Annotated in this window: 22 protein-coding genes; 12 read left to right on the top strand and 10 right to left on the bottom strand. The window is 73.3% G+C overall.

Annotated elements, in window-relative coordinates:
* Positions 1 to 19: 19 nt before the first annotated feature.
* Together BA062_RS07590 and BA062_RS07595 are read left to right on the top strand one after the other, a co-directional pair.
* Entirely contained in the window at positions 20 to 976 is a 957-nt protein-coding gene (locus tag BA062_RS07590) for a nucleoside hydrolase (RefSeq protein WP_110335365.1), read from the top strand.
* Complete coding sequence (locus tag BA062_RS07595; protein ID WP_245959722.1) at positions 960 to 1,952, top strand: adenosine deaminase; 993 nt, start codon at positions 960 to 962, stop codon at positions 1,950 to 1,952. Before BA062_RS07590 ends, BA062_RS07595 begins: the two co-directional genes overlap by 17 nt.
* On the opposite strand, the gene BA062_RS07600 is transcribed toward BA062_RS07595, so the two are convergent.
* Both BA062_RS07600 and BA062_RS07605 read right to left on the bottom strand, forming a co-directional pair.
* Complete coding sequence (locus BA062_RS07600) at positions 1,953 to 3,389, bottom strand: protein kinase domain-containing protein (protein WP_110335366.1); 1,437 nt, start codon at positions 3,387 to 3,389, stop codon at positions 1,953 to 1,955.
* Between the two features lie 79 nt (positions 3,390 to 3,468).
* A complete protein-coding gene (locus BA062_RS07605) occupies positions 3,469 to 5,034 on the bottom strand; it encodes a GntR family transcriptional regulator (RefSeq protein WP_110335367.1) in 1,566 nt (521 codons plus the stop codon).
* Between the two features lie 145 nt (positions 5,035 to 5,179).
* Between BA062_RS07605 and BA062_RS07610 the strand changes: the two genes are divergently transcribed.
* The gene (locus BA062_RS07610; protein ID WP_110335368.1) at positions 5,180 to 6,544 is read left to right on the top strand and encodes an MFS transporter; all 1,365 of its coding nucleotides are present in this window, start codon (positions 5,180 to 5,182) and stop codon (positions 6,542 to 6,544) included.
* Between the two features lie 14 nt (positions 6,545 to 6,558).
* Positions 6,559 to 8,604, top strand: coding sequence for an NADH:flavin oxidoreductase (locus BA062_RS07615; RefSeq protein ID WP_110335369.1), 2,046 nt, complete (start codon positions 6,559 to 6,561; stop codon positions 8,602 to 8,604).
* Positions 8,605 to 8,608: 4 nt separating this feature from the next.
* Here the strand turns inward: BA062_RS07615 and BA062_RS07620 are convergent, their stop codons facing one another.
* Positions 8,609 to 9,907 carry an FAD-dependent oxidoreductase gene (locus BA062_RS07620; protein ID WP_110335370.1) on the bottom strand — a complete coding sequence of 433 codons (1,299 nt, stop codon included), beginning with the start codon at positions 9,905 to 9,907 and terminating at the stop codon, positions 8,609 to 8,611.
* The gene (locus BA062_RS07625) at positions 9,900 to 10,736 is read right to left on the bottom strand and encodes a class I SAM-dependent methyltransferase (protein ID WP_110335371.1); all 837 of its coding nucleotides are present in this window, start codon (positions 10,734 to 10,736) and stop codon (positions 9,900 to 9,902) included. Before BA062_RS07625 ends, BA062_RS07620 begins: the two co-directional genes overlap by 8 nt.
* Positions 10,737 to 10,858: 122 nt before the next feature.
* Here BA062_RS07625 and BA062_RS07630 point away from each other — a divergent pair, with 122 nt between their 5' ends.
* A complete protein-coding gene (locus BA062_RS07630; RefSeq protein ID WP_110335372.1) occupies positions 10,859 to 12,031 on the top strand; it encodes an alpha/beta hydrolase in 1,173 nt (390 codons plus the stop codon).
* 20 nt (positions 12,032 to 12,051) lie between these two features.
* Here the strand turns inward: BA062_RS07630 and BA062_RS07635 are convergent, their stop codons facing one another.
* Complete coding sequence (locus BA062_RS07635; protein ID WP_110335373.1) at positions 12,052 to 12,228, bottom strand: nitroreductase/quinone reductase family protein; 177 nt, start codon at positions 12,226 to 12,228, stop codon at positions 12,052 to 12,054.
* Between the two features lie 120 nt (positions 12,229 to 12,348).
* Here BA062_RS07635 and BA062_RS07640 point away from each other — a divergent pair, with 120 nt between their 5' ends.
* Positions 12,349 to 14,487 carry an MMPL family transporter gene (locus tag BA062_RS07640; protein WP_110335374.1) on the top strand — a complete coding sequence of 713 codons (2,139 nt, stop codon included), beginning with the start codon at positions 12,349 to 12,351 and terminating at the stop codon, positions 14,485 to 14,487.
* Here BA062_RS07640 and BA062_RS07645 read toward each other — a convergent pair.
* Complete coding sequence (locus BA062_RS07645) at positions 14,470 to 15,108, bottom strand: class II aldolase/adducin family protein (protein WP_110335375.1); 639 nt, start codon at positions 15,106 to 15,108, stop codon at positions 14,470 to 14,472. The genes BA062_RS07640 and BA062_RS07645 overlap by 18 nt on opposite strands.
* Positions 15,105 to 16,403: a 3-oxo-tetronate kinase gene (gene otnK / locus BA062_RS07650; protein ID WP_110335376.1), complete on the bottom strand. Its 1,299-nt coding sequence runs from the start codon at positions 16,401 to 16,403 to the stop codon at positions 15,105 to 15,107. The genes BA062_RS07645 and otnK overlap by 4 nt, the downstream gene beginning before the upstream one ends.
* Positions 16,404 to 16,589: 186 nt before the next feature.
* Here otnK and BA062_RS07655 point away from each other — a divergent pair, with 186 nt between their 5' ends.
* Genes BA062_RS07655 through BA062_RS07665 form a run of 3 tightly spaced genes read left to right on the top strand, consistent with a single transcriptional unit; the run spans position 16,590 to position 19,746 of the window.
* Positions 16,590 to 17,897 carry an MFS transporter gene (locus BA062_RS07655; protein ID WP_110335377.1) on the top strand — a complete coding sequence of 436 codons (1,308 nt, stop codon included), beginning with the start codon at positions 16,590 to 16,592 and terminating at the stop codon, positions 17,895 to 17,897.
* 31 nt (positions 17,898 to 17,928) lie between these two features.
* Complete coding sequence (locus BA062_RS07660; protein WP_110335378.1) at positions 17,929 to 18,906, top strand: 3-hydroxyacyl-CoA dehydrogenase family protein; 978 nt, start codon at positions 17,929 to 17,931, stop codon at positions 18,904 to 18,906.
* A gap of 27 nt (positions 18,907 to 18,933) precedes the next feature.
* Positions 18,934 to 19,746 (top strand): DeoR/GlpR family DNA-binding transcription regulator, encoded by an 813-nt coding sequence (locus BA062_RS07665; RefSeq protein ID WP_110335379.1) that lies wholly within the window; start codon positions 18,934 to 18,936, stop codon positions 19,744 to 19,746.
* 6 nt (positions 19,747 to 19,752) lie between these two features.
* On the opposite strand, the gene BA062_RS07670 is transcribed toward BA062_RS07665, so the two are convergent.
* Complete coding sequence (locus tag BA062_RS07670; RefSeq protein ID WP_110335380.1) at positions 19,753 to 20,532, bottom strand: APH(3'') family aminoglycoside O-phosphotransferase; 780 nt, start codon at positions 20,530 to 20,532, stop codon at positions 19,753 to 19,755.
* Between the two features lie 58 nt (positions 20,533 to 20,590).
* On the opposite strand from BA062_RS07670, the gene BA062_RS07675 reads away from it, so the two are divergent.
* The gene (locus BA062_RS07675) at positions 20,591 to 21,151 is read left to right on the top strand and encodes a hypothetical protein (RefSeq protein WP_110335381.1); all 561 of its coding nucleotides are present in this window, start codon (positions 20,591 to 20,593) and stop codon (positions 21,149 to 21,151) included.
* Positions 21,152 to 21,154: 3 nt separating this feature from the next.
* Here BA062_RS07675 and BA062_RS07680 read toward each other — a convergent pair whose 3' ends face one another.
* Both BA062_RS07680 and chrA read right to left on the bottom strand, forming a co-directional pair.
* On the bottom strand, positions 21,155 to 21,883 hold the full coding sequence (locus BA062_RS07680) for a hypothetical protein (protein ID WP_245959723.1): 729 nt from the start codon (positions 21,881 to 21,883) through the stop codon (positions 21,155 to 21,157).
* A gap of 59 nt (positions 21,884 to 21,942) precedes the next feature.
* Positions 21,943 to 23,307 (bottom strand): chromate efflux transporter, encoded by a 1,365-nt coding sequence (gene chrA, locus BA062_RS07685; RefSeq protein ID WP_110335382.1) that lies wholly within the window; start codon positions 23,305 to 23,307, stop codon positions 21,943 to 21,945.
* 76 nt (positions 23,308 to 23,383) lie between these two features.
* Between chrA and BA062_RS07690 the strand changes: the two genes are divergently transcribed.
* Together BA062_RS07690 and BA062_RS07695 are read left to right on the top strand one after the other, a co-directional pair.
* On the top strand, positions 23,384 to 23,872 hold the full coding sequence (locus tag BA062_RS07690) for a Chromate resistance protein ChrB (protein ID WP_245959724.1): 489 nt from the start codon (positions 23,384 to 23,386) through the stop codon (positions 23,870 to 23,872).
* Positions 23,869 to 24,300, top strand: a complete 432-nt coding sequence (locus BA062_RS07695) for a chromate resistance protein ChrB domain-containing protein (protein WP_110335384.1) — start codon at positions 23,869 to 23,871, stop codon at positions 24,298 to 24,300. Before BA062_RS07690 ends, BA062_RS07695 begins: the two co-directional genes overlap by 4 nt.
* The last annotated feature ends 5 nt before the right edge of the window (positions 24,301 to 24,305 follow it).

Below are 24,305 nucleotides of genomic sequence, written 5' to 3' on the forward strand. Positions count from 1 at the left end.
CCCGTCACGAAGGAGGCACGTGAAGAACCTGCACATCGACACCGACCCCGGCATGGACGACGCGCTGGCGCTCATCCTCGCGCTCAAGTCGCCCGCCGTCCGGGTTCGCGCGATCACCGCGGTCACCGGCAACCTGCCCGCCGACCGGACGGCCGCCAACGCGCTGCGGATCCTGGACCTCATGGGCCGCAAGGACATCCCCGTCGCGCGCGGCCCGCTCGTGCCGCTGGACGGCGATTACCCGGCCGACCCTTTCTCCCACGGCAGTGACGGCCTCGCCGAGTCGCACCTGCCCGAGTCCGCGCAGCCGCTCGACGAGCGGGACGCGGCACGGCTCATCGTCGACACCGTCGACGCGCACGCGGGCGACATCACGATCGCCGCGCTCGGCCCGCTCACCAACGTCGCGCTGGCGCTGGAGCTCGACCCCGGGCTGCCGGCGAAGGTCGCCGAGCTCGTCATCGTCGGCGGGTCGTTCGGCACCACGCCGTACGCGTGGTCGCAGGCCACCGGCGACAATCCGGTCAGCGAGTGGAACGTCTACGTCGACCCCGAGGCCGCGCACCGGGTGTTCCACGCCGGGTTCCGGCTCACCGCCGCCGGGCTCGACATCGCCACCCACCCCGGCGTGAACTTCCGCGACGGCGACCTCGCCGCCCTGCGGCGGGCCGGAACGCCCGAGTCCGAACTGGCCCTGCGCGTGGTGGACTACGTGCACGGGCGCGGCTACCAGTCGTACTGCTCGCTCATCGACAGCGTCGCCATCGCGACCGTGCTCGACCCCACACTCGCCGAGACGGAGCCCCTGCACTGCGACGTCGAACGGCGTGGCGAGTTGACCAGGGGGATGACCGTGGTCGAACGTCGGGCCCACCACGGCCGGACCGACCTGCCGCGCATCGACGTGATGCGCGGTCTCGACTTCCCCCGGTTCCTCGATCTCGTGACGGAGGCCCTCGGTGCACCCGCAGCCTGACCGGATTCCCTCGCCGCTGGCCGAGTTGCACCTGCACCTCGAGGGCACGCTCGAACCGGAGCTGATCTTCGAACTGGCCCGGCGCAACGGCGTCACGCTGCCCTACCGGGACCTCGACGACCTGAGGGCGCGGTACCGGTTCCGCGATCTGCAGTCCTTTCTGGACCTCTACTACGCGAACATGGCCACGCTGCGCACCGCCGCCGACTTCGAGCGGCTGACGTGGGCCTACGCCGAGCGGGCCCATGCCGGGGGAGTGCGGCACGCGGAGGTGTTCGTCGACCCGCAGGCCCACACGGCGCGCGGGGTGCCGACCGAGACCGTGCTGCGGGGCGTGGCCGCGGGCCTGGGGCGCGCCGAGTCGGAACTCGGGCTCACCAGCGGGATCATCGTGTGCGTGCTCCGGGACCGCCCCGTCGCGGAGGCCCGGCGCATGCTGGAGGAGTCGCTCGCCGCCGGGGTGCCGCTGCTCGGCATCGGGCTCGACTCCGCCGAGGTGGGCTATCCGCCGAGCCTGTTCGCGGACGTGTTCACGGCCGCGGCCGAGGCCGGGCTGCGGCGCGTCGCGCACGCCGGGGAGGAGGGGCCTCCGGAGTACCTCTGGCAGGCACTGGACGTGCTCGGGGTGGAGCGCGTCGACCACGGCGTGCGCTGCCTCGAGGACGACGTGCTGGTGCGCAGGCTCGCCGCCGAGCAGGTGCCGCTGACGGTGTGCCCGCTGTCCAATGTCCGGCTCAGGGTGGTCGACGACCTCGCCGCCCACCCGCTGCGGCGGATGCTGGACCGCGGCCTGCTGGTGACGCTCAACTCCGACGACCCCGCGTACTTCGGCGGCTACGTGGACGACAACCTCCGGCAGTGCCGCGACACCCTCGGCCTCACCGGCGCGGAGCTCGCGACCCTGGCCGCGAACTCGGTCCGCGCGTCCTTCGCCGGTGCCGGGCGCAAGGCGGAGCTGCTCGCGCGGCTCGGGTAGCTACCCGTCGCCGCGCTTGGGGTTGCCGTGCTCGTTGCCCCTGCCGCGGCCGGGGCCGTCGTCCTCGGTGGGCGCCGGGCCGGGTGCGGGAGCGGGGGCCGGGTCCTGCCCCGCGTCGCCGCCGTCGTTCCCGCCTGGCGTGCCCTCCTCGGGCGGCGCGGAGGACGACGGGGGTGCCGGTGTGCTGGTCTCGGTGTGCAGCAGGGTGTCGGAGTCGAGGACGGCGGTGCCGTACCGGTCGATCACGCCGAACTGGTGGAACTCGGTGACCGCGGAGCCGTCGGGCAGTGTCAGCTCGACGCCGACGTGGACGCTGCCCGCCGCGGTCACCTTCGGCGCGGACACCACGATGACCGCCGCGACGCCCGACCAGTACGCGTCGAACGCGTCCCGGCCCTGCGCCCGCAGCCCCGGGCCGAGCCGCTCCCACGCCTGGTCGGTTCCGCCCGGCAGCGGTGCGTAGAACGCGGCCACGGCCTGCCGCGATGCACTCGCGGTGAGCGAGCCGCCCGCCTCCGCCGTACCCGGAGTGGTTCCGGCGCTGTCGTCCTCGGACGAGGTGACGACGAGGAGCACCACGGTCACCAGCACCGCGCCGAGCACGGCCAGCGCGGCCGGCAACCACCGGCGGCGCCCGGCCGGGCCGGCGGGCCGGGGCCGGGCCCGCGGCCGTGCCGCCACGGCGGGCAGGGTCTTCGTGAACGCCGGTGCTCCGGCGAGGGGAGTGGTCGGGTCGTCGGCCCCGCCCGCGCCGACGAGCGCGGGCTGCTTCGCGGCGACGAGCGCGCGGGCCTCGGCCACCGCGCGCAGGTCCTCCGCGGCCTCGGCCGCGGTGCTGCGCTCGGCCGGGTCCGCCGCCAGCATCGCGTCCAGCACCGGCGCGAGCGGCCCGGCCTGCGTGCCTCCGGGCAGGATCTCCGACAGCGTGGCCCCGAGCGCGTGGACGTCGGCATCCGGCGTCACCCGCCCCTTGGCGGCGGGTGAGACGAAGCCGCCGAGCTTCACGGTGCCGTCGTCGCCGACGAGGACCGTGCCCGGGGTGACGTCACCGTGCACGATCCCGGCCTGGTGTGCCTCCGCGAGCGCCGACGCCACCTGCGCACCGACGCGCGCGGCCTCCATCGGCGGCAGCGGCCCGTCCTCGGCCACGACCTCGTCGAGGCTGCGGCTCGGGAAGTACTCCATGATCAGCAGTGCTGACCCGTCGTGGTCGTCGACGTCGTGCACCGACACCACGTGCGGATGGCGCAGCCGCGAGGCCTCGCGTCCCTCGCGCACGGCCCGCTCCGCCTGCGCCGGGTCCGGGCGCAGCTGCTTGATCGCGACCGGCCGCTTGAGCCGCTCGTCCACGGCCTTCCACACCGTGCTCGTCGTCCCGCCGCCCAGGCGCCGCCGCACCCGGTAACGGCCCGCCACGAGCTTGCCGACCTCGCTCACCGGCCACCCTGTCTCTGCATCACCCGATCAGGTTATGTGCTTGCGTTGGGTATCCGGCGGTGCCCTGCGCCGTGTCGCGTCACGCCCGGCCGTAACCCCCGGTCAGCGTCGTCCAGAGATCGGCGTCGAATCCTTCCAGCGGCAGCTCGGCCACCATGTAGCGCACCGCGTATTCCACCTTCGCCCGCCAGCGCGCCGCCGCTTCTTCCGGGGAACCGGCGCGCAGGGCGGCGAAGATGCCGGTGGCGTCGAGCACCATCCGGTCCACCGCGTCGGCGTAGTCGAGCCCGAGGATCGAGATGAACATGCGCAGCTGCACGCCGAGCCGGTTGAAGTGCAGCGCGGTGCGCGGCAGCTCCGCGGCCTCCGCCATCGCCTCCTGAAAGCGCAGGTCCGCCTCGGCGGTCGCGTCGACGTGGCCGCGTCTCGCCATCGCGCGCACCTCGGCGACGGCCGAGGCGACGGGCCGCAGCGCCGGGCCGTCGCGCGTGGCCAGCTTGCGCACGAGCAGGGAGCCGAGCAGCGCGCGGGCGGCGTAGGTCTCGAGCACGTCGGCCGCGTGCATCCGGGGCACCGCGGCGCCCCGGTTGGGCAGCAGGTCGAGCAGCCCGTCGTCGGCGAGCGTGCGCAGCGCGTCCCTGACCGTGCCGCGGGAGACCCCGAGCTGGGCCGCCAGCGGTGCCTCCTTGATGCGCTCGCCCGGCTGGAACCGGCCGCCCGCGATCGACTCGCGCAGCACCGGCACCACCCGGTCGGCCAGGCGCGCCCCGGCGGACGGACGGGCTACGGGCGGGTAAACCGGCGCGATGGGTGAGTCGTTAGTGCTGTGCCACTTCCGCACCCACGAGAAGGCCTCGGTGGGTGCGCGGCTCCAGGCGCGCAGCCTCCCGGTCAGCTCGGTGACGTCCGCCGAGGCGAGCGCGGGGGAGCGAAGGGCCCGTCCGGCCTGGGCGTGCCAGTGCGCGGGCGTCGGCGCGACGACCGGCAGGAACCGCGAGCGCTGCCGCACCCACGCCTCGGCGGCGGCGCCCGCCCCGGACAGCAGCACCACCACCCGCCCGGGCGCGGGCACGGCCCGGTCGACGGCGCCCAGGAACGCGCGCGGCCCGCTCGCGGGTGCGGCCGGCCGCGACCGGGTGGTGGCGACCGCGGCGAACAGGGTCTGCGTGCCGGTGAGCGCGACGTCGCGCGCGGCGGGCGCGGCCGGGCCGGCCGCGCCGTCCCCGGCGAACGCCACGACGAGCGCTTCCCGGTCGAAATACACGCCCGCGACGTGCCGGACCTCGTCGGCCAGGCTCGGCGCCGCCTCGGGCCCGGAGGGCCACAGTGTGCGGAGGATGCGGCTCACCGTGCTCTGGCTCAGGCCCGTCTCGGCCGCGAGCGAGCGGGTCGACCACGGCCCCTTCGGTGGCGGGGTGAGCAGGGCCGCGAGCACGCGGTCCGTGCCGTCGTGCCCGACGGTGCTCGGCCTGCCGGGGCGGGTGCGGTCGGTGAGCCCGTCCGGCCCGGCCTCGGCGACCGTTCCCGCCTCCGCGCACGCCAGCACGATCCGGGCGCGGAGCACGAGCGCCTGCGGGGTACCCGGGCTGCGGGCCCAGCGCAGCAGGGTCGCGCGGTCGGCGTCGCCGAGCTGGAGTACGGGCATGCCCGCGAGTGTAGCTCCACTTTTGACTCAAGAAAGATTGTTCATGCAGTTCGAAGTTCAGACTGTTGTCAACAATGTGGCCGCTACCCATACTTCACCGCTATCCAAGACTGGTTCACGGGGGACCGAAGCGAGGAGTAACCCGGTGCAGCATTCGATCATCGACGCCGAGCCGTACGGGAAGTTCCACCGAAAACTGTTCTTCCTGTCGGCGGGCGGGCCGTTCCTGGACGGCTACATCCTGAGCATCATCGGCGTGGCCATCGGCGGCGCGTCCCGCGACCTGGGGCTCACGGCGACGCAGGAGGGTCTCGTCGGCGCGTCCGCACTGGTCGGTGTGCTGCTCGGCGGGCTCGTCTTCGGCTGGGTCACCGACCGGATCGGCCGCCAGCTGATGTACACGATCGACCTGATCGCGCTGGTGCTCTCGTCGGCACTGTGCGTGTTCGTGGACGACGCGTGGTGGCTGATCGTGCTGCGGGTGATCGCCGGGATCGCCGTCGGCGCCGACTACCCGATCGCGACGTCGCTGCTCGCCGAGTGGCTGCCGGCCGACCGGCGTGGCCGCACGATGGGCGCCCTCGTGGCGGCCTGGTTCGTCGGCGCGGCCACCGCCTACCTCGTCGGCTACGTCGTCGCCTCGGTCGCGGGCGACGAGCCGTGGCGCTGGGTGCTGGCGAGCGGCGCGCTGCCCGGCATCGTCATCCTGCTGGCGCGTCTCGGCACGCCCGAGTCGCCGCGCTGGCTGCTGCGCCACGGCCGCCGCGACGACGCCCGCGAGGCCATCAAGACCGCGTTCGGCCGCTACCCGACCGACGCCGAGCTCGACGTGCTCGCCGCGCAGGAGCCGCCCACGAAGTCCCGGCTCTCGCGGGTGTTCACCGGCGGCTACCTCAAGCGGACCCTGTTCGCGGGCGGCTTCTGGCTCTGCCAGGTCGCGCCAGCCTTCGCGATCATCACGTTCTACCCCGTCGTGCTCGGCGAGTACGGGTTCTCCGACGGCAACAGCGCGCTGCTGTGGTCGGCCGCGGTCACGCTCGTGACGATGGCGGGCTGCCTGCCCTGCATCCGGCTGGTGGAGTCCTGGGGCCGCCGTCCGGTGATCATCTGGACGTTCGTGGCCTCCGCGGTGCCGCTGGCCGTGCTCGGCTTCTTCCCCGCGCTGCCCGCGGTGCTCGCGATCATCATGTTCTCGGTCAACGCGCTCGCCCAGGGCGGCGGCAACATCCTGCAGTGGATCTACCCGACCGAGCTGTTCCCCACCGACATCCGCGCCTCGGCCGTCGGCGTGGCGAGCGCGATCAGCCGGATCGGCGCGGCGGGCGGCACCTATCTGCTGCCGGTCAGCCTCGAACACCTCGGCCTTGGCCCGACGATGCTGATCGGCGCCGGCATCGCCGTCGCGGGCACCGTGATCTGCGTGCTGTGGGCACCCGAGACGCGCGGCCGCTCGCTGCACGACACCGCGTCCACCGGCGCCGCCACCGCCTCCGCGCCCAGCAGGGTCTGAAGGAAGGAACCGAAGTGTCCACAACGGACCCGCTGCTCACGCCTTTCCGGCTGAGGAACCTGACCCTGCGCAACCGCATCGTCAGCACATCGCACGAGCCGGGCTACGGCGAGAACGGCCTGCCCACCGACCGCTACCGCGCCTACCACGTCGAGAAGGCACGCGGCGGCATCGCGCTGACCATGATCGGCGGCGGCGCGGTGGTGAGCGGCGACGACGTGCCGTCGTTCGCGAACCTGCGCATGCACTCCGACGACGTCGTGCCGTGGCTGCGCAGGCTGTCGGACGAGGTGCACGCCGAGGGTGCGGCCGTGATGACGCAGCTGACCCACCTCGGCCACCGCACCAGCAACTACCGGGGCGACTGGCTGCCCGTGCTGTCGGTGGGCAACGTCCGCGAGCCCGCGCACCGGGCGTTCACCCGCGAGGCCGAACCCCACGACCTGCGCCGGATCGCGGCCGACTTCGCCGCCGCCGCGGTGCGGTGCGCCGAGGGCGGGCTCGACGGCGTGGAGCTCATGGCCTACGGGCACCTGCTCGACAGCTTCTGGTCGCCCGCGATGAACCGGCGCACCGACGGCTACGGCGGCGACCTGGAGAGCAGGCTGCGGTTCCCGCTCGAGGTGATCGCCGCCGTCCGGGAAGCCGTCGGGCCGGACTTCGTGGTGGGCATCCGGATGGCGGTGGAGGAACGCCGCCCCGGCGGCCTCTCCGCCGAGGAGGGCTTCGAGATCGCACGCCGCGTCACCGAGGCGGGCATCGACTTCATCAGCGTCATCCGCGGCCACATCTCCACGGAGGACGGTCTGTCGCGGGTCATCCCGCCGATGGGCGAGCGCTCGGCTCCGCACCTGACGGTGGCGGGAGCCCTGCGCGAGCACGTCGGCGTGCCGGTGATGCACGCCGCCCGCATCGCCGACCTCGCCACCGCGCGGCACGCGATCGCCGACGGCCTGCTCGATCTCGTCGGTATGACCCGTGCGCACCTGGCCGACCCTCACCTCGTCGCCAAGCTGCGGGCGGGGCAGGCGGATCGCATCCGGCCGTGCGTCGGGGCGAGCGCGTGCATCGACGCCGCCTACACCGGCGAGCCCGCCTACTGCGTCCACAACGCCGCGACGGGAAGGGAACTCCAGCTGCCGCACCGGATCCCCGCGGCACGGCACGCGCGGCGCGCGGTGGTGATCGGGGCCGGGCCCGCCGGGCTCGAAGCGGCGAGGGTGCTCGCCGAGCGGGGGCACGACGTGACGGTGTTCGAGGCGGCCGACAAGCCGGGCGGGCAGTTGCTGCTCGCCGCCACCTCGCCGAGACGGCGGGATCTCATCGGCATCGTGGACTGGCGCGTCGGCGAGCTGGAGCGGCTCGGCGTGCGGGTGAAGCTCAACCACTTCGCCGAGGCCGGCGAGGTGCTCGACCTGCGCCCCGACGTGGTCGTGGTGGCGACCGGCGGCACCCCGGACACGTCGTTCCTGCGCGCGGGCGCCGACCTGGTGCACGACACGTGGGACGTGCTCTCCGGCGCGGTGCGGCCGTCCGGCTCGGTGCTCGTGTACGACGACCACGGCGGCCACCCCGCGCTCGACGCGGTGGACGTGCTCGTGGCCTCGGGCGCCGACGTCGAGTGGGTCAGTCCGGAAAGGACGATCGGCGTCGACGTGGGCAGCGTGAACGCGCCACCGTACCTGCGCACGCTCACGCGCGGTGGTGTGCGCGTGACACTGCTCCACCGGCTGCTCGCCGTCGAGCGTGACGGCGGGCGGCTGCGGGCGAGCTTCACCAGCGACCTGGAGGAGTCCGGGGCCGAGGTGCTCACCCGCGTCGCCGACCACGTCGTGGTGGAGCACGGCACCCTGCCCAACGCCGAGCTCTACCACGAGCTGGTGCCGCAATCGGTGAATCTCGGTGAGATCAAGGTGGACGAGCTCCTCCGCGTCGTCGCCCAGCCACCGGGACCGAACGCGGACGGGCTGTTCCGGCTCTACCGCGTCGGCGACGCGGTGAGCAGCCGCAGCATCCACTCGGCCGTGCTCGACGCGTTCCGGCTGTGTGTCGCCGTGTGAGGCCTCAGCCCGCGAGCGCGCGGGCCACGGCCGACGGCCGCAGTAGCGCGGACGGCGGGTCGACGAACGCGCTGACCCGCATGAACCGCGCCGCGAGCACGGGGTCGCGCTCCGCGGCGGTCAGCACCCGCTCGACGTAACGGTTGCTCAGCCGCACCGCGAGCGGCCGGGGCGCCTCGACCTCTGGCAACGCCAGGTCGCCGCCCACGGCCAGCCGCCACGCCACGCCGATCGGGCCCGCCGACGCGCGGAAGAACCGCCGTGCCAGGTGGTCTCCGCCGCGGCGCACGCACCGCCGCAACGCCTGTGCCTCGAGCGCGGCGACGGACATGCCCTGCCCGTAGAGCGGGTTGAAGCTGCAGATCGCGTCGCCGAACACGAGCAGGCCCTCCGGGAACCGCCGCAGGCGGTCGTAGCGGCGCCACCGGCTCGCCGGGAACGCGAACGTCGCGACGTCGGAGAGCGGTTCGGCCTCGCGCAGCGCCTTCTCGACGTGCTTCGGCACGCGGTCGGCCACGAAACCGATCATGCCGGGCAGGTCGGGGCTCGGCCTGCGGTCCCCGTAGCCGGCCACGGTGAACAGCCACGTGTCGTGTTCGTAGGCGAACAGCCCCATGCCGGTGGGGCGGTCCGGGGTGGCCCCGATGACGACGAGCTTCTCGGGTACGGCGCGGGGCCGCAGCCGGACGAGCGCGCTCGTGTAGCGCAGCCGCACCGGCACTTCGCGCTCCTCGGGCCGCGGGTAACCGAGCTCCGTCAGCCACGCCGGAGTGCGGGCGCCGCGGCCGAGGGCGTCGACCACCAGGTCCGCGGCGATCGTCTCCGGCGAGCCCGCGTCGACCCGCACGCCGGTCACCCGCCGCCGGTCGGGTGTCGTGGTCAGCCCGGCGACGGCACATCCGTCGCGGATCTCCACGTTCGGCAGGGCCCGCACCCGCTCGCGCACGTGGGCCTCCAGGAACGGCCTGCTCGGCTGGTAGGTCGTGGGCAGGCGCATCTCGCGGCAGAGCCGGTGCCCGCCGGGCGCGAAATGCAGCAGCGAGTAGTCCTCGATCGTCTCCGCTCCGTCGGCGACGAGCTCGGCCAGCAGCCCGGGGAACAGCTCGTCCACGATCGCGGCCCCGCGCGGAAGCAGGGCGTGGACATGCCTGCCCTGCGGGACGCCGCGCCGGTTCCCGGCCGTACCGGGCAGGCGGTCGCGTTCGAGCACCGTCACGCGGTCGTAGGCGTCGGCGAGCACCCGGGCCGCGAGCAGCCCGCCCATGCCCGCTCCGAGGACGACGGCGTGTCCGTGCTCAGTCATCGTGTCCCTCCTCGACCGTGGCCCACGCGCCGACCAGCGTGGGCAGCCGGAACACCAGCTCGCCCTCGTCCTGGTGCCGCCGGAACCGTTCCTCCAGGGTGTCCAGGCCCAGCTCCTCCGGGGTCGCGATGCCGGTCCGCACCAGCACCGGCTCCAGCGTGCGGAGGATCCCCGTCGCCATGCGCGCGCCCGTCGGATCGCCCGGCGGTCGGTAGCCCTGCAGCCCGAGCACCGCGGCGGGCGGCAGGCCGGCCGCGTCGAACACCGACCCCAGGCGGGCGCCGAGGAGCGGGTCGAGCCCGGAGCGCCGGAACGCCTCGGTGAGCCAGTGGACGAGCCGCTCCGCGAACGGCGTGGAGGGCAGCGTCCCGGCCGCGCTCATCTCGTACTCCATCGCCACGAACACCCCGCCTGGGCGCACGAGCGTGGCGTAGCGGCGCAGCACCCGTGCCGGCTCGGGCGTGTACAGCAGGACCAGCCGCCCCACGACCGCGTCGAACGGGCCGGTGATGGGGACGTCGTGCAGGTCCGCGTGCACGAACGACACGTTCGGGACGCCGCGCGCCTCGGTGCGGCGGGCCGCCCACGCCAGCGCCTGTGCCGAGGCGTCGACGCCGACGACCGAGCCGCCGGGGCCGACCAGGTCGGCGACCTCGAACGCGACGTCGCCCGCACCCGTGCCCAGGTCGAGCACGCGCATGCCCGGGCCGATGCCGGCGAGCCGCAGGATCGTGCGCGTCGCCGGGGCCAGTGCGGCCGCCTGCTCCTCCAGCCGGCGCAGCTCGTCCGGGTCGCTGCCGAGCAGGTACGGGGTTTCGGTGGTGGTCATGGCTGTGCCTCCCTCGTGGACTCGCCCGTCCAGGTTGGCCGCGGAGGGCACTGGTGGCTTGGAGGAAACGTGGGGATGATGTGGAGATTCCGTGGTGGCGGCCGCACGGACGAGGTGGCGCCGTGTACGTGTTCGAGGACTGCGAGGTGGACCCACGGCGGTTCGAGCTGCGCCGCCGCGGCGAGCCGGTGCACGTCGAGCCACAGGTGTTCGCCCTGCTGACCCACCTCATCCGGCATCGCGACCGCGTGGTCGGCAAGACCGAGCTGCTCGACGCGGTGTGGGGCTACCGCCACGTCAGCGAGTCGGCCCTCACCAGCAGGGTCAAGGCGCTGCGCCGGGCGATCGGGGACAGCGGCGGGACGCAGCGGATGGTCGCCACGGTGCACGGGGTGGGCTACCGGTTCGTGGCCGACGTGCGGGAGAGCGACGGCGACGGGCTCGCCGTGGGCGGCCGCATCCCGCAGCGGATCCGCTACTGCCGCTCGGCCGACGGCGTGCGGGTGGCCTACGCGGTGTCGGGTTCGGGGCCGCCACTGGTGAAGGCCGCGAACTGGCTGACCCACCTCGACCTGGAGTGGACGAGCCCGATCTGGGCGCACTGGCTGGACGGGCTCGCCAGGCGGCACACGCTGGTGCGCTACGACGAGCGGGGCTGCGGACTGTCCGACTGGGACACCGGTGAGTTCCGGTTCGAGGACTGGGTGGACGATCTCGAACTGGTCACCGACGCGGTGGAGCTGGAGCGGTTCCCGCTGCTGGGCGTGTCACAGGGCGGCGCGGTCGCCATCGCCTACGCCGTGCGCCATCCCGAGCGGGTGTCGCGGCTGGTGCTCGCGGGCGCCTACGGCCGGGGCCGGTTCGCGCGCGCCGCCACACCGGAGGAGAAGGAGGAGGCCGAGCTCGACCGGAGCCTCGGCCGGATCGGCTGGCGGCACGACGACCCGACGTTCCGGCAGGTGTTCGCGAGCCAGTTCCTGCCGGACGGCACCCGGGAGCTGTGGGACGCGTTCAACGACCTGCAGCGGGCGACGACGTCCATCGGCAACGTCGTGCGGTTCCTCGACGTGTTCGCCCACATCGACGTGTCCCGGCTGGCGCCGAAGGTCGCCTGCCCGACGCTGATCCTGCACTCGCGCGGCGACCTGCGCGTGCCGAAGGCGCAGGCGCAGGAGCTCGCCGCGCTCATCCCGGACAGCAGGCTCTGCTTTCTCGACAGCCGCAACCACATCCTCACGCGGGACGAACCGGCGTGGCCCGCGTTCCTCGCCGAGCTGGACGGCTTCCTCGCCTGACGCGCTGACGGGCTCGGGGGTCAGTGCGGGGCCGGGGCGGGTTCCAGCAGCAGCACGGGAATCACGCGCTCGGTCTTCTCCTGGTAGCCGGCGTACGGCGGGTAGGCGGCCACCGCGAGGTCCCACCAGCGCCGGCGCTCCTCCCCGGAAAAATCGCGTTGCTTCCCGGATGGAACGATCCGTGCCCGCGCCGTCACCCAGCGCTCGCCGCGGGTGCCGGAAACCCCGGCACCACATGCGGATTGGGGACTTCTGGCCCGCGTCCCGCACCCGCGCGCTGGGTTAGCTTCGGGGTTTCGCGGACGGGGGTGGAACCCATGGACGAGATCCCCAGCGGCGCGGGCAGGGCCGCACGGCTTCCCGGCGGCAAGACGGGCAAGTGGGTGGTGCTCGTGCTGTGGCTGGGCGCGCTGGCCGCGCTCGGCCCGCTCGCGGGCAAGCTGACCGACGTACAGGACAACCAGGCGTCGTCGTGGCTGCCCGCGAGCGCCGAGTCGACCGAGGTCCTGCGGGTGCTGGAGGGATTCCGCTCCAGCAACGAGGTTCCCGCGATCGTCGTCTACGACCGGCCCGAGGGGCTGCGGCAGGCCGACCTCGCGCGCATCGCGGACGACACCCGCGCGTTCGGTGCTCTCGATGGCGTCGACCGCAGGGTCGTGGGGCCCATTCCGTCGGGCGAGCGGCCGTTGCCGCAGGCCGCGCAGGTGGTGGTTCCCCTCGACATCGGCGAGGACGGCTGGGACCGGTTGCCCGGGCTCATCGACGAGATGCGCCGCATCGCGAGCGACGGCGCCGGCGGGGTGTCCGTGCACGTGACCGGTCCCGCCGGATTCGGGGGTGACAGCGCGGAGGCGTTCGAGGGGATCGACTCGACGCTGCTCTACGCCGCGCTCGCCGTGGTGGTCACGATGCTGCTGCTGACCTACCGCAGCCCGTCGCTGTGGGTGCTGCCGGTACTCGTCGTCGGCTCGGCGCTCGCGGTGGCGCAGGGCGTGGTGTATCTGCTCGCCCGCTACGCCGACCTGACCGTCAACGGGCAGAGCGCGGGCATCCTGCTGGTGCTCGTGTTCGGCGCGGGCACCGACTACGCGCTGCTGCTCGTGGCGCGCTACCGGGAGGAACTGCGCACGCACTCCGACCGGCACGAGGCGATGGCCTACGCGCTGCACCGCGCAGGGCCCGCGATCTGGGCCAGCGGCGCGACGGTGGCGATCAGCATGTTGTGCCTGCTGTTCGCGGACCTCAACTCCACGGCGGGGCTGGGCCCGGTCGCGGCGATCGGCATCGGCATCGCGTTGCTGGCGATGGTGACGCTGCTGCCCGCGTTGCTGACGATCACCGGCCGCTGGGTGTTCTGGCCGGTGCGGCCGGCGTTCGGTTCCCCCGACCGGACGGATCGCGGTCTGTGGGCACGCATCGGCAGGACGGTCGCCCGCGGCCCGCGCGTGGCGTGGGTGGTGACCGCGGTGGTGCTGGGCGCGCTCGCACTGGGCACGCTGACGCTGAAGACCGACGGGCTCACCAACGCCGGCTCGTTCACCGGCACCCCGGACTCGGTCGTGGGGGAGCGGGTGCTGGCCGAGCACTTCCCGGCCGGGGCGGGGCAGCCCATCCAGGTCGTCGCCAACGCGGGGCAGGCCGGACAGGTGCGCGAGGCGTTCGCGGACGTGCCGGGTGTCGTGTCGGTGGGGCAGCCGGTGGTGCGCGACGGTGTCGCCTATCTGGAGGGGACCACGGAGGCCGCGCCGGACACGCCGGAGGGGCTCGCGACGCTCGTGGACGTGCGCGACGCCGTGCACGCCGTCCCCGGCGCGGACGCGCTCGCCGGAGGGCAGGCCGCGTTGCTGTACGACACGGCGCAGGCCAACACCCACGACCGCAACCTCATCATCCCGCTGGTGCTCGTGGTGGTGTTCTGCATACTGGCGGTGCTGCTGCGCGCGCTGCTGGCGCCGCTCGTGCTGATCGCGACCGTGGTGCTGTCGTTCCTGGCGACGCTCGGCATCAGCGCGTTCTTCTTCAACACCGTGTTCGGGTTCGAGAACGCCGACCCCTCGTTCCCGCTGTTCGTGTTCGTCTTCCTGGTGGCACTCGGCATCGACTACAACATCTTCCTCATGACGCGCGTGCGCGAGGAGGCGGCGCGGCACGGCACCAGGCGCGGCATGCTGACCGGGCTCGCCACCACCGGAGGGGTCATCACCTCCGCGGGCCTGGTGCTCGCGGGCACGTTCGCGGTGCTGGGCACGCTGCCCCTGACGTTCCTCGCCGAACTCGGCTTCGCCGTCGCGGTCGGGGTCCTGATCGACACGATGATCGTGCGCGGCGTGCTCGTGTGCGCGCTGACGCTCGACATCGGCCGGTGGATCTGGTGGCCCGACCGGCTGATGCACAAGCGCGACGAACAGCCCCCGGCCGTGCGGCTGCAGGAAAGCGGCTCAGCCGCCCCAGGGTGAGCCGTAGCGCTCGCCGAGGCGCACCGCGTCGCTCTCCTCGAGTGTCCTGATCGGACGGTCTCCGAGGAGCAGGAGGAGCTTGCTGGCCTCCTCGAGCTCGATCGCGGCGTCGAGCGCCTCGGCGACGGTGCGGCCCGCCACCACGAGCCCGTGGTTGGCGAGCAGCGCCGCCCGGAACGGCCACGCGAGCCGTTCGATGGCCTCGGCCTGCGCGGGGTCGCCGGGATCGGCGTAGGGCACGAGCGGCGTCTGGCCCACGCGCATCACGAAGTAGGGCGTGATCGGCGGCAGCGCGCTGCGCTCCGACCACGGCGCGAGGCACGACACGGCCGAGGCGCAGGCCGAGTGCAGGTGCACGATCGCCGTGAACGCCGGGTCGCGCCGGTAGAACGCCCGGTGCAGCGGGAACTCCTTGGAGGCGCGCGGGCCGGCCAGCAGCGTGCCCGCGTCGTCGAGCACGGAGAGACGCTCCGCGTCGAGCGCCGCGAGGTCGGCGCCGGTGGGGGACATGACGATCTCCTCGCCCTCGCGCACGCTCACGTTGCCGGAGGAGCCGGGGGAAAGGCCCAGCTCCGCGAGGCGCGCGGCGGCCGCGACGAGCTCGGTGCGCGCCGTGCTCACCGGGCCGCTCCCGCGGTGGCGAGCGAGTCCCAGGCCGTGGTGAACATGCCGACCTCGCCGAAGTTGCCCGACTTCAGTGCGAGGTTGAGCGGCACCCCGTCCTCGGTGACACCGTCGCTCCAGGCGACGCCGGAGGCGATCTCGGGCCCGATGCGCAGAGCGCCGATGCCGAGTTCGGCGAGCACGCGGCCGGAGCTTTCGCCGCCCGCCACGACGAGCTGACGGGCGCCCTCGGCGACGAGTCCCTCGGCGACGGCGGCGAGCGCGCGCTCCACCAGCTCGCTCGCGGGCTCGGCCCCCTCGGGCGTGTCACCGTCCAGATCGGACAGCGAGTCGACGGAGTACACGAGCGGCAGCGCGGTCGCGTCGGCCGCCCACACCTGCCGGGCCCACGTGACGATCCCGCCGACGTGGCCCGCGAAGTCGGCGCGCAGGGCGCCGAGGTCGAGCTTGCGCCACGGCACCCGTTCCCTCGCGTGCGCGACCTGGGCGCGCGTGCGCTCCGACGCGCTGCCGCACAGGGTGGCCCGCAGTCCCGGCCGCACGGTGATGGCGCGCGCGGCGTCGGGGTCGCCGGCGCGCGGCAGGCCGAGCGCGAGGCCCGATCCGCCCGTCACCACGGCGAGCCCCGCGGTGGCCTCGGCGATCACGGCGAGGTCCTCCACCGTCAGCGCGTCGACGACCGCGTGCACACGCGTGCCGGGCACGCGGGCGTCCTCCAGCGCGGCCCGCACCGCGGCCACCCCCTCGCGCACGACCGGCAGCGGCACGAGCGCGACGGTGCCCGTGGTCTGCGGGGCCAGCAGCCGGGGCAGGCTGGAGTCGAGCATCGGCGTCAGCGGGTGGTGCCGCATCGAGCTGTCGCTGAGCAGCTGGTCGCCGACGAAGAGGTGGCCCTGGTAGACGGTGCGCCCGGTCGCGGGGAACGAGGGGACCACCACGGTCAGCTCCTCGCCGCGCGCGTCGAGCACGGCGTCGATCACGGGGCCGATGTTGCCGCGCGGGGTGGAGTCGAAGGTGGAGCAGTACTTGACGTAGCTGCGGGCGGCTCCGGCCGCCCGCAGCAGCCGCAGCGCCGCGAGGCTCTCGGCCACGGCCTGCGCGACGGGCGCGGTGCGGGTCTTCAGCGCGACGACGATGGCGTCGACGTCGGCGAACTCCGTCCGCGCCTTCCGGATCGCGGCCTCGCCCGGTGTGCCGAGGACGACTTTCGTGCGCAGGCCACGCGAGACCAGGTTGGTCGCGAGGTCCGTCGCGCCGGTCACGTCGTCGGCGATGCAGCCCCACTGCGGCATGGGCCGTCCTCTCTTTACGGGAATCCAGGGAATTGTGATCTGGTGTGATCTGATGTTACCAGAGTTGACACAGTTGTGAACGCGCTCTTACCGTGTCGATCAGCTTCACCCCGTTGGCCCCTTGCCGGCGGGTCCGTCTCGACTTCCTCGCCTCCGGGCAGCCTCATCCCATAGGAGCGATGACGCATGTCGTCCAGCACCACCCCCGACGTGAGCACCACGTCACAGCACCACCTGGCCCAGCGCCGCCGGGCCTCCATCGGCTCCTTGGTGGGCACGACGATCGAGTGGTACGAGTACTACATCTACGGCGCCACCGCGGCGCTCGTGTTCCCCGAGCTGTTCTTCCCGTCGGAGGACCGGTTCGTCTCGGTGATCGCGTCGTTCGCGTCGCTGGCGCTCGCGTTCGTGGTGCGGCCCATCGGCGCCGCCGTGTTCGGCCACTACGGCGACCGCATCGGCCGCAAGACCACCCTCGTCGTCACGCTCGTGATGACCGGTCTCGCCACGTTCCTCATCGGCTTCCTGCCCACCTACGAGTCGATCGGCGTCCTCGCGCCGGTGCTGCTGTTGTTCCTGCGGCTGGTGCAGGGCTTCGGCGTGGGCGGCGAATGGGGTGGTGCCGCGCTGGTCTCCCTGGAGTGGGGCGACCAGAAGAAGCGGGGCGCCGCGGGGTCGTGGCCCCAGATGGGCACCTCGGTGGGCCTCATCCTCTCCACCACGGCGGTGCTCGTCTCCAGCGCCGCGACCGGTGACCAGTACGACGAGTGGGGCTGGCGCATCCCGTTCCTGTTCTCCGGCGTGCTCGTGGTGGTCGGCCTGCTCGTCCGGCTGTCGCTGGAGGAGCCGCCGTCGTTCGCCCAGAAGAAGGCCGCGGGCGAACTCGTCGAGCGTCCCGTCCGCTACGTGCTCAAGCGCTACCCCGGGCCCATCGTGCTCTCGGCGTTCCTGCGCCTGTCCGAGCAGATGCCCTTCTACATCTTCACCGCGTTCATCCTCGACTACGCCACCGAGCACTCCGGGGTGGAGCGCACCTTCCTGCTGATCGCGACCCTCGTCGCCGCCGGCGTCGACCTCGCGCTGCTGCCGTACTTCTCCCGGCTCGGCGACCGGGTCGGCAGGCGGAGGATGTACTACCTCGGCTGCGTCGTGCTCGCGCTCATGGCGTTCCCGTACTTCTGGCTGCTCGACTCCGGCAACCCCGTGCTCGTGTTCCTCGCGGTGTCGGTGTCGCTGATCCCGCACGCCATCCAGTACGGCTCGCAGGCGTCGCTGATCTCCGAGCAGTTCCCCGTGAACGTCCGCTACGCCGGAGCCGGCATCGGCTACCAGCTCGCGTCCGTCGTGGCCGGTGGCCCGGCGCCGCTCATCGCCGCGCTGCTCGTGTCGACGTTCGCCAGCGGCTACGCCGTGGCCGCCTACATGGTGCTCGGCGCCCTCATCGCCGCGTTCGCGCTGCGGCTGATGAAGGACCGCAGCGACCAGCAGCTCTGACCGAACCGAACCCGCCCGAAAGGACCTCGGCATGACCGCCACCCCGTTCGAGACCCGCCCCGTCGACCGCGTCGCGGTGGTCGGCTCCGGCTACATGGGCGGGGGCATCGCCCAGGTGCTCGCACTCGCCGGCACCGATGTCGTGCTCGGCGACGTCGACGCCGAGCGAGCGGAGGCGGCCCGCACGCGGCTCATCGAGGAGGCCCGCGCGTTCACCGCGGCCGGGCTCTTCGCGGACAGCTCGGCGGAGACGCTCGAACAGCGGCTCTCGGCCGCGGCGAGCGTCGAGGACGCGGTCACCGGTGCCGACTACGTCGCCGAGGCCGTGTTCGAAACCCGCGAGGTCAAAAAGGACGCGCTGGAGCGCGTGTCGAAGGCCGCCCCGGACCACGCGATCATCGGCACCAACACCTCCGCGATCCCCATCGCGGAGCTGGCGCTGTCGGTGCGGGGGCCGGAGCGGTTCCTCGGCGTGCACTGGATGAACCCGGCACCGTTCATCCCCGGCGTGGAGCTGATCGCCCACGAGGGCACGGCCCCCGAGGTGGTCGACGCGGCGGAGCGGCTCATCCGCGACGCGGGCAAGGTGCCCGCCCGCGTCGCCGACGCGCCCGGGTTCGTCGCCAACCGCCTGCAGTTCGCGCTGTACAAGGAAGCCGTGAAGGTCGTCGAGGAGGGGCTCGCGACCCCCGAGCAGGTGGACCTGGTCGTGAGCAACGCGTTCGGCTTCCGGCTCGCGCTGTTCGGCCCGTTCGCGATCGGCGACATGGCCGGCCTCGACGTCTACCACGCGTCGTACGGCTCGCTGGAGGCCAAGTACGGGTCCCGGCTGTCCGCACCGGAGTCGCTCACGGCGCTCGTCGAGGACGGCAACCTCGGGCTCAAGACCGGCCACGGCTTCCTCGACATCGACCCGGAGAAGAAGGCCGAGCTGCTCGCCTACCGCGACCGCGCGTACGCCGCGCTCAGCGCGCTGCGTCGCGAACTCGGCCCGGCGCCGGGCCTGTAACGGCCCGGCTGTGCGAAAGTGGGCGACATGGACAACAGCGCACCCCTGATTCCCGCGCAGCGGCGGGAAGCGCTCATGCGGCACCTGCACCGCGAGGGCGTGCTCAGTGTCGTCCAGCTGACCGAGTTGCTCGGCGTCTCGCACATGACGGTGCGCCGCGACATCGCGGCGCTGGAGCGGGAGGGGCGCGCGTACTCCGTGCCGGGCGGGGTGCGCCTGGCGAGCGGGTTGCGCACCGAACCCGCGTTCACCGCGAAGGCCGAGAGCGAGCAGCCGGAGAAGGCGGCGATCGCGCGTGCCGCCGAGAGCCTGCTGCGTGACGACCTGATCGTCTACCTCGATGCGGGCACGACCACGGGAGCGCTCGTGCCCGCGATCAGGGCCCGCTCGGGGATCACGGTCGTCACCAACGACTTCTCGATCGTCGACGCGCTCACCACCGCCGAGCACGTGGAGACCATCCACGTGGGCGGCCGTCTCGAACACGCCAACCACTCGACCGTCGGCAGGCTCGCCGCGGAGACCCTGCGGCGGGTCAACACCGACCTCGCGTTCATCAGCACCAGCTCGTGGGACATCATGCGCGGCGTGACGACCCCGAGCGAGCCGAAGGTGGAGGTGAAGCTCGCGGCCATCGAGGCGGCCTCCACCGTGGTACTGCTCGCCACCAGCTCGAAGTTCGGGACGTTCGGGATGTACGACATCGTGCCGCTGCGCCGGTTCGACCGGATCATCACCGACGACCACCTGCCCGAGGCGGCGGCGGAGGGGATCGCCGACCTCGGCACCGACCTCGTGCTCGCCGAGGTCACCGACACCGGGGACACCGCGACGGGCTGAGCGGGTTCAGCCCCACGTGAGCGGGTCGAGGTGCAGGTAGAACCGCAGCCGGTCCGGGTCCGGCCGCCGCCCGTACCGCTCGGCGAACACCGCGTCCGCCGCGCGGGCCCGTGTCTCGTCCGGCCACGTCTCCCGTGAGTTCGCGAGCAGCAGGGCGAGGTCGGCGTGCCGGTCGGCGAGGCCGAGCCTGCCAAGGTCGATGAGGCCCGACACCTCCAGCGTGCCCGGGTCGAGGACGATGTTGGGCAGGCACAGGTCGCCGTGGCACACCACGGTGTCGGCCGGCTCCTCGGCGAGGCGGCGGTCGAGCTGTGGCTCCAGCCGGGCGAGCAGTTCCGCGGGCGGCGTGTCCTGCTGCTCGACGGGCAGGAAGTCCGGTTCCACCGCGTCCCTGGCGACGACGTCCCGCGCCAGCGGGAACATCAGCGCCAGGTCCCTCCGAAACGGACAGTCCACTGTAGACAGACTGTGCAGGTGCCTGACGGTGTCGGCGATCGAGGGCCACGCCGTGGCGAGCGACTCCGGCGGCACCGTGTCCGCGGGCACGCCGGGCACCGCGCTGGTGACGAGGCACGCCCCGGTGTGGTCCTCGGCCCAGTCCAGCACGCGCGGCCCGGGGACACCGGTGCCGGCGAGCCAGCCGACGCGGTCGCGTTCGGCGGCCAGTTCCTCCCGCCCGCTCGCGGGGACGTGCTTGGCGTAGCGGGAGCCCGTTGTGTCCCGCAAAACCGTTGCGCCCGATTCTCCGGTCGTCACGGGATTCCAGTCACCGGGTGGAACGATCACCGGGCGATCGTACGTCTAGGGTGTGGCCCGATCGGACACTGGGGAAGGAACGCTTCGGATGAACGCGAACTACGCGCGCGCCGCCAGGATGATGAACGCGCGGCTGATCAAGGAACGGGTGCAGGCCATCGGCGTCGCGGCGGTCGGGGCCGGGCTGATCGTGGGCGGCATCCTCGCGTTGAGCGACGACCGCGTGATGTGCGGTTCGCAGGAGATGAGCGAGGGGCAGGTCTGCGAGGAGACCCGCAACGGCGAGACCACGGCCGAGCGGAGCCTGGACGAGCAGGCGAGCGACAACAAGTCCACCGGCTGGCTGCTGCTCGGTGGCGGGGCCGCGATGCTCGTCGGCGGTTCGGCGTGGGCCTACAGCGGTTTCGCCCGCAAGAAGCGCGTCACCGCCGAACAGCTCGCCGCGGGGCAGGGCTCCGCGCAGCAGCCGCCGGTCCCGCAGGCACAGCCCCAGCAGGGCTGGCAGCAGCCGGTCCACCAGTACCCGCCGCAGCAGTACCCGCCGCAGCCGCAGCAGCCCCACCCGCCGCAGGGTTACGCGCCGTACGGGCAGCCGTATCCGCCGCAGCCCGGCTACCCGCCACAGGGGTACGGCCAGCCGCCGCGGTGAGGTTCACGGCCGGTCGGGTTTCCCGCCGAGCAGGTCGAGGAACCGGTTGACGCGGCGCTGGTAGGCGGGGCCGAACCGGCGGCCCGCGCGGGCGAGCTTCGCCTCGCCGTAGCGGCGCCGCGCCCAGATCGACGACGGCTTGGCCAGCCGGATCGCGCCCACGGCGGCGACCACGGGCACGACGACGCCGATGATGCCCGTGGGCAGCTTGCCCTTGAGCACACAGACGCCCGCGGTGGAGAAGTGGAGCACGACGGTGGCCACGAACGCCCACGCCGTGCCGCTGTCCTCCGGGCCGGCGCCGATGGGGGAGGACTGCAGCAGCAGCGCGGCACCGACCGCGCCGCCGACCAGTATCGCGTCGAGCGAGCGGCGGCCCTCGGCCGACCAGTAGACGTCGTCGAGGTAGAGCCACAGCGCGAACTCGTCGAGGGTGAGCGCCGCTCCGGCGCCGAACAGCGCCGCGAGCAGCTCGGCCCACGGCGCCTGCGGGTCGTACCGGAACGTGAGCATCCCGGTGACCAGCAGCAGGAGGATGCCCCACACCTGGTGGTGGACGTGCACGCCGCCGACGTGGACGTCGCGCAGTACGCCGCGTTCCGGGTCCTCGCGCCTGGCGTGGATGCGGCGCGTGATCGTGCGGATCACGGCGAAGGTGACGAGGAACCCCAGCAGCGCGCACAGCGCGGCGGAGCGGCCCGTGTCGACGAACATGCGCTGATACCAGTCCACGGCGACCTCCCCGGGTCACCCGTCGCCCGTGAAGGCCCCCAGCATACGGCCGGGAGCGGTCAGGTCAGCGGAATCCCGGCCAGCGCGGCCGCACAGCCGAGTGCGGCGCACGTGGCGAGCAGCCGCAGCATGGGCCAGCGCAGCACGAACACCAGCACCAGTGCGAGGACCGTGAGCGCGACCGACAGCGGTCTGACGCTGCCGGGGTCGGGTACGAGCACCGTGATCGGGCCCGCTCCCACGGTCCGCGTCGTGGCGAAGAGCGTGTGGACGGCGAAGTAGAGCGCGAGGTTCGCGATGACGCCGACCACCGCCGACGTGATGCCGGTCAGTGCGGCCGAGAGCGACCGGTTGTGCCGCAGGCGCTCCACGTACGGTGCGCCGAGGAGGATGAACAGGAAGCAGGGCACGAACGTGACCCACGTGGTGAGCAGCGACGCGAGCACACCGGCGACCCAGGGGTCGAGCGGCCCCGGGGAGTGGTAGGCGCCGAGGAACGCGACGAACTGCACCACCATGATGAGCGGTCCCGGGGTGGACTCGGCGAGTGCCAGGCCCCGCACCATGTCTCCCGCGGAGAGCCAGCCGTAGACCTCCACGGCGCGCTGGGCGACGAACGCGAGCACGGCGTACGCGCCGCCGAAGGTCACCACGGCCGTGCCCGAGAAGAACAGCCCCTGCGTGGTGAGGACGCTGCCCGTCCCGGTGAACACGGCGGCGGCCGCGACCGGCGCGGCCCACAGCAGCAGGCCCACGCACAGCGTGCGGAGGCCGCGGCCGAGACCGGGTGGTTCGTGGTGCAGCGTGTCGTCGGAGATCAACGGCGGCGGGCCCCCGGTGGCCTCCTCCCGCGGGGGCCGAACGGTGTCAGGGACGAACCTGCCGAGCAGCCAGCCCGCGGCCGCGGCGGCGGCCACCACCACCGGAAACGGCAGCGCGAACAGCGCGAGCGCGAGGAACGCCGCCACGGCGAGCGAGAGGAGTGCGGGATGCCGCAGCGCGCGGCGGCCGACCCGCACCACGGCCTGCGCGACGATCGCCACCACGGCGGGAGCGAGCCCGGCGAACACGGCGGTGACCGCGGTGGTCTCCCCGAAGGCCACGTAGATCGCCGACAGCACCAGCAGTGCCAGCATGCCGGGCAGCACGAACAGCGTTCCCGCGATCAGCCCGCCCCGCCTGCCGTTCAGCAGCCAGCCCACGTAGATGGCCAGCTGCTGGGCCTCCGGGCCGGGGAGCAGCATGCAGTAGTTCAGGGCGTGCAGGAACCGCTGCTGGCCGATCCAGCGCCGTTCCTCGACCAGCGTGCGCTGCATGACCGCGATCTGCCCGGCGGGGCCGCCGAACGTCTGGAGCGAGATCAGGAACCACGCCCGGACCGCCGTGCGCAGTGGCACGACGTCCCGGGTTCCGGTGCCTGGCATGCGCTCCTCCTTCGTCCGGCCGTGAACCGGCTAGACTGTAACCGTGGTTGCATCGGATGAGAAAGGTGCCCGCGATGTGAGACCGGGGCAGTGGGTGCTGCTGACCTACCGCCTGCCCCGTGAGCCGTCGTCGCCGCGCATCGCGGTCTGGCGCAAGCTCAAGCGACTCGGGGCCGCGCAGCTCGGAGACGGCCTCGTCGCCCTGCCCGCCGACGCCCGCACCCGCGAGCACCTGGACTGGCTCGCCGAGGAGATCGTCGAGGCCGGAGGCACCGCCGGGGTGTGGGTGGCCCGGCCGGCCACGCTCGCCCAGGAACGAGACCTCGCCCGCACCATGGCCGCCGCCCGCGCCGCCGAGTACGAGGCTGTGGCCGCCGAGGCGGAGGGGCGGGGCGAACTGACCGAGGCCGAACGGCGACGGCTGCTGCGGCGCCTGCGCGGCGAGCTGCGCCGCATCCAGCGCCGGGACTACTTCCCGCCCCCGCAGCGCCGCGCGGCCGAGACAGCCGTCGCCCGCCTGCGGGCGCAGGACGACACCGAACGGACCGAGGAGCACACCGCATGAAATGGGCGACCCGGGCGGGCATCCACATCGATCGTGCCGCGTGCGCCTGGCTGATCCGCCGGGCCGTGGACCCCGGCGCGGAGTTCGTCTTCGTCGCCGACCCGGCCGAGGTGCCCGCCGACGCGACGCCGTTCGACATGCGGGGTGCCGAACTCGGCCACCACGGGGGCGACTGCAGCTTCGAGACCGTCCTGCGTCGGTACGAGCTCGTCGACCCGGTGCTGTGGCGGATCGCGGAGATCGTCCACGAGGCCGATCTCGACGACGAGCGGTACCACGCACCCGAGGCGCCTGGGCTCGACGTCGTCCTGCGGGGGTTGTCCATGATCGGCGACGACACGCACACGCTCGCCGTGACCGGGCCCGTGTTCGACGGCCTCTACGAGTACTTCCACCGGCAGCTGACCCTCGGCAGGGAACCGGCCTGACGGGA

The organism is Prauserella flavalba, from assembly GCF_003202235.1.
In the GTDB taxonomy this organism is placed as follows: Bacteria; Actinomycetota; Actinomycetes; order Mycobacteriales; family Pseudonocardiaceae; genus Prauserella_A; species Prauserella_A flavalba.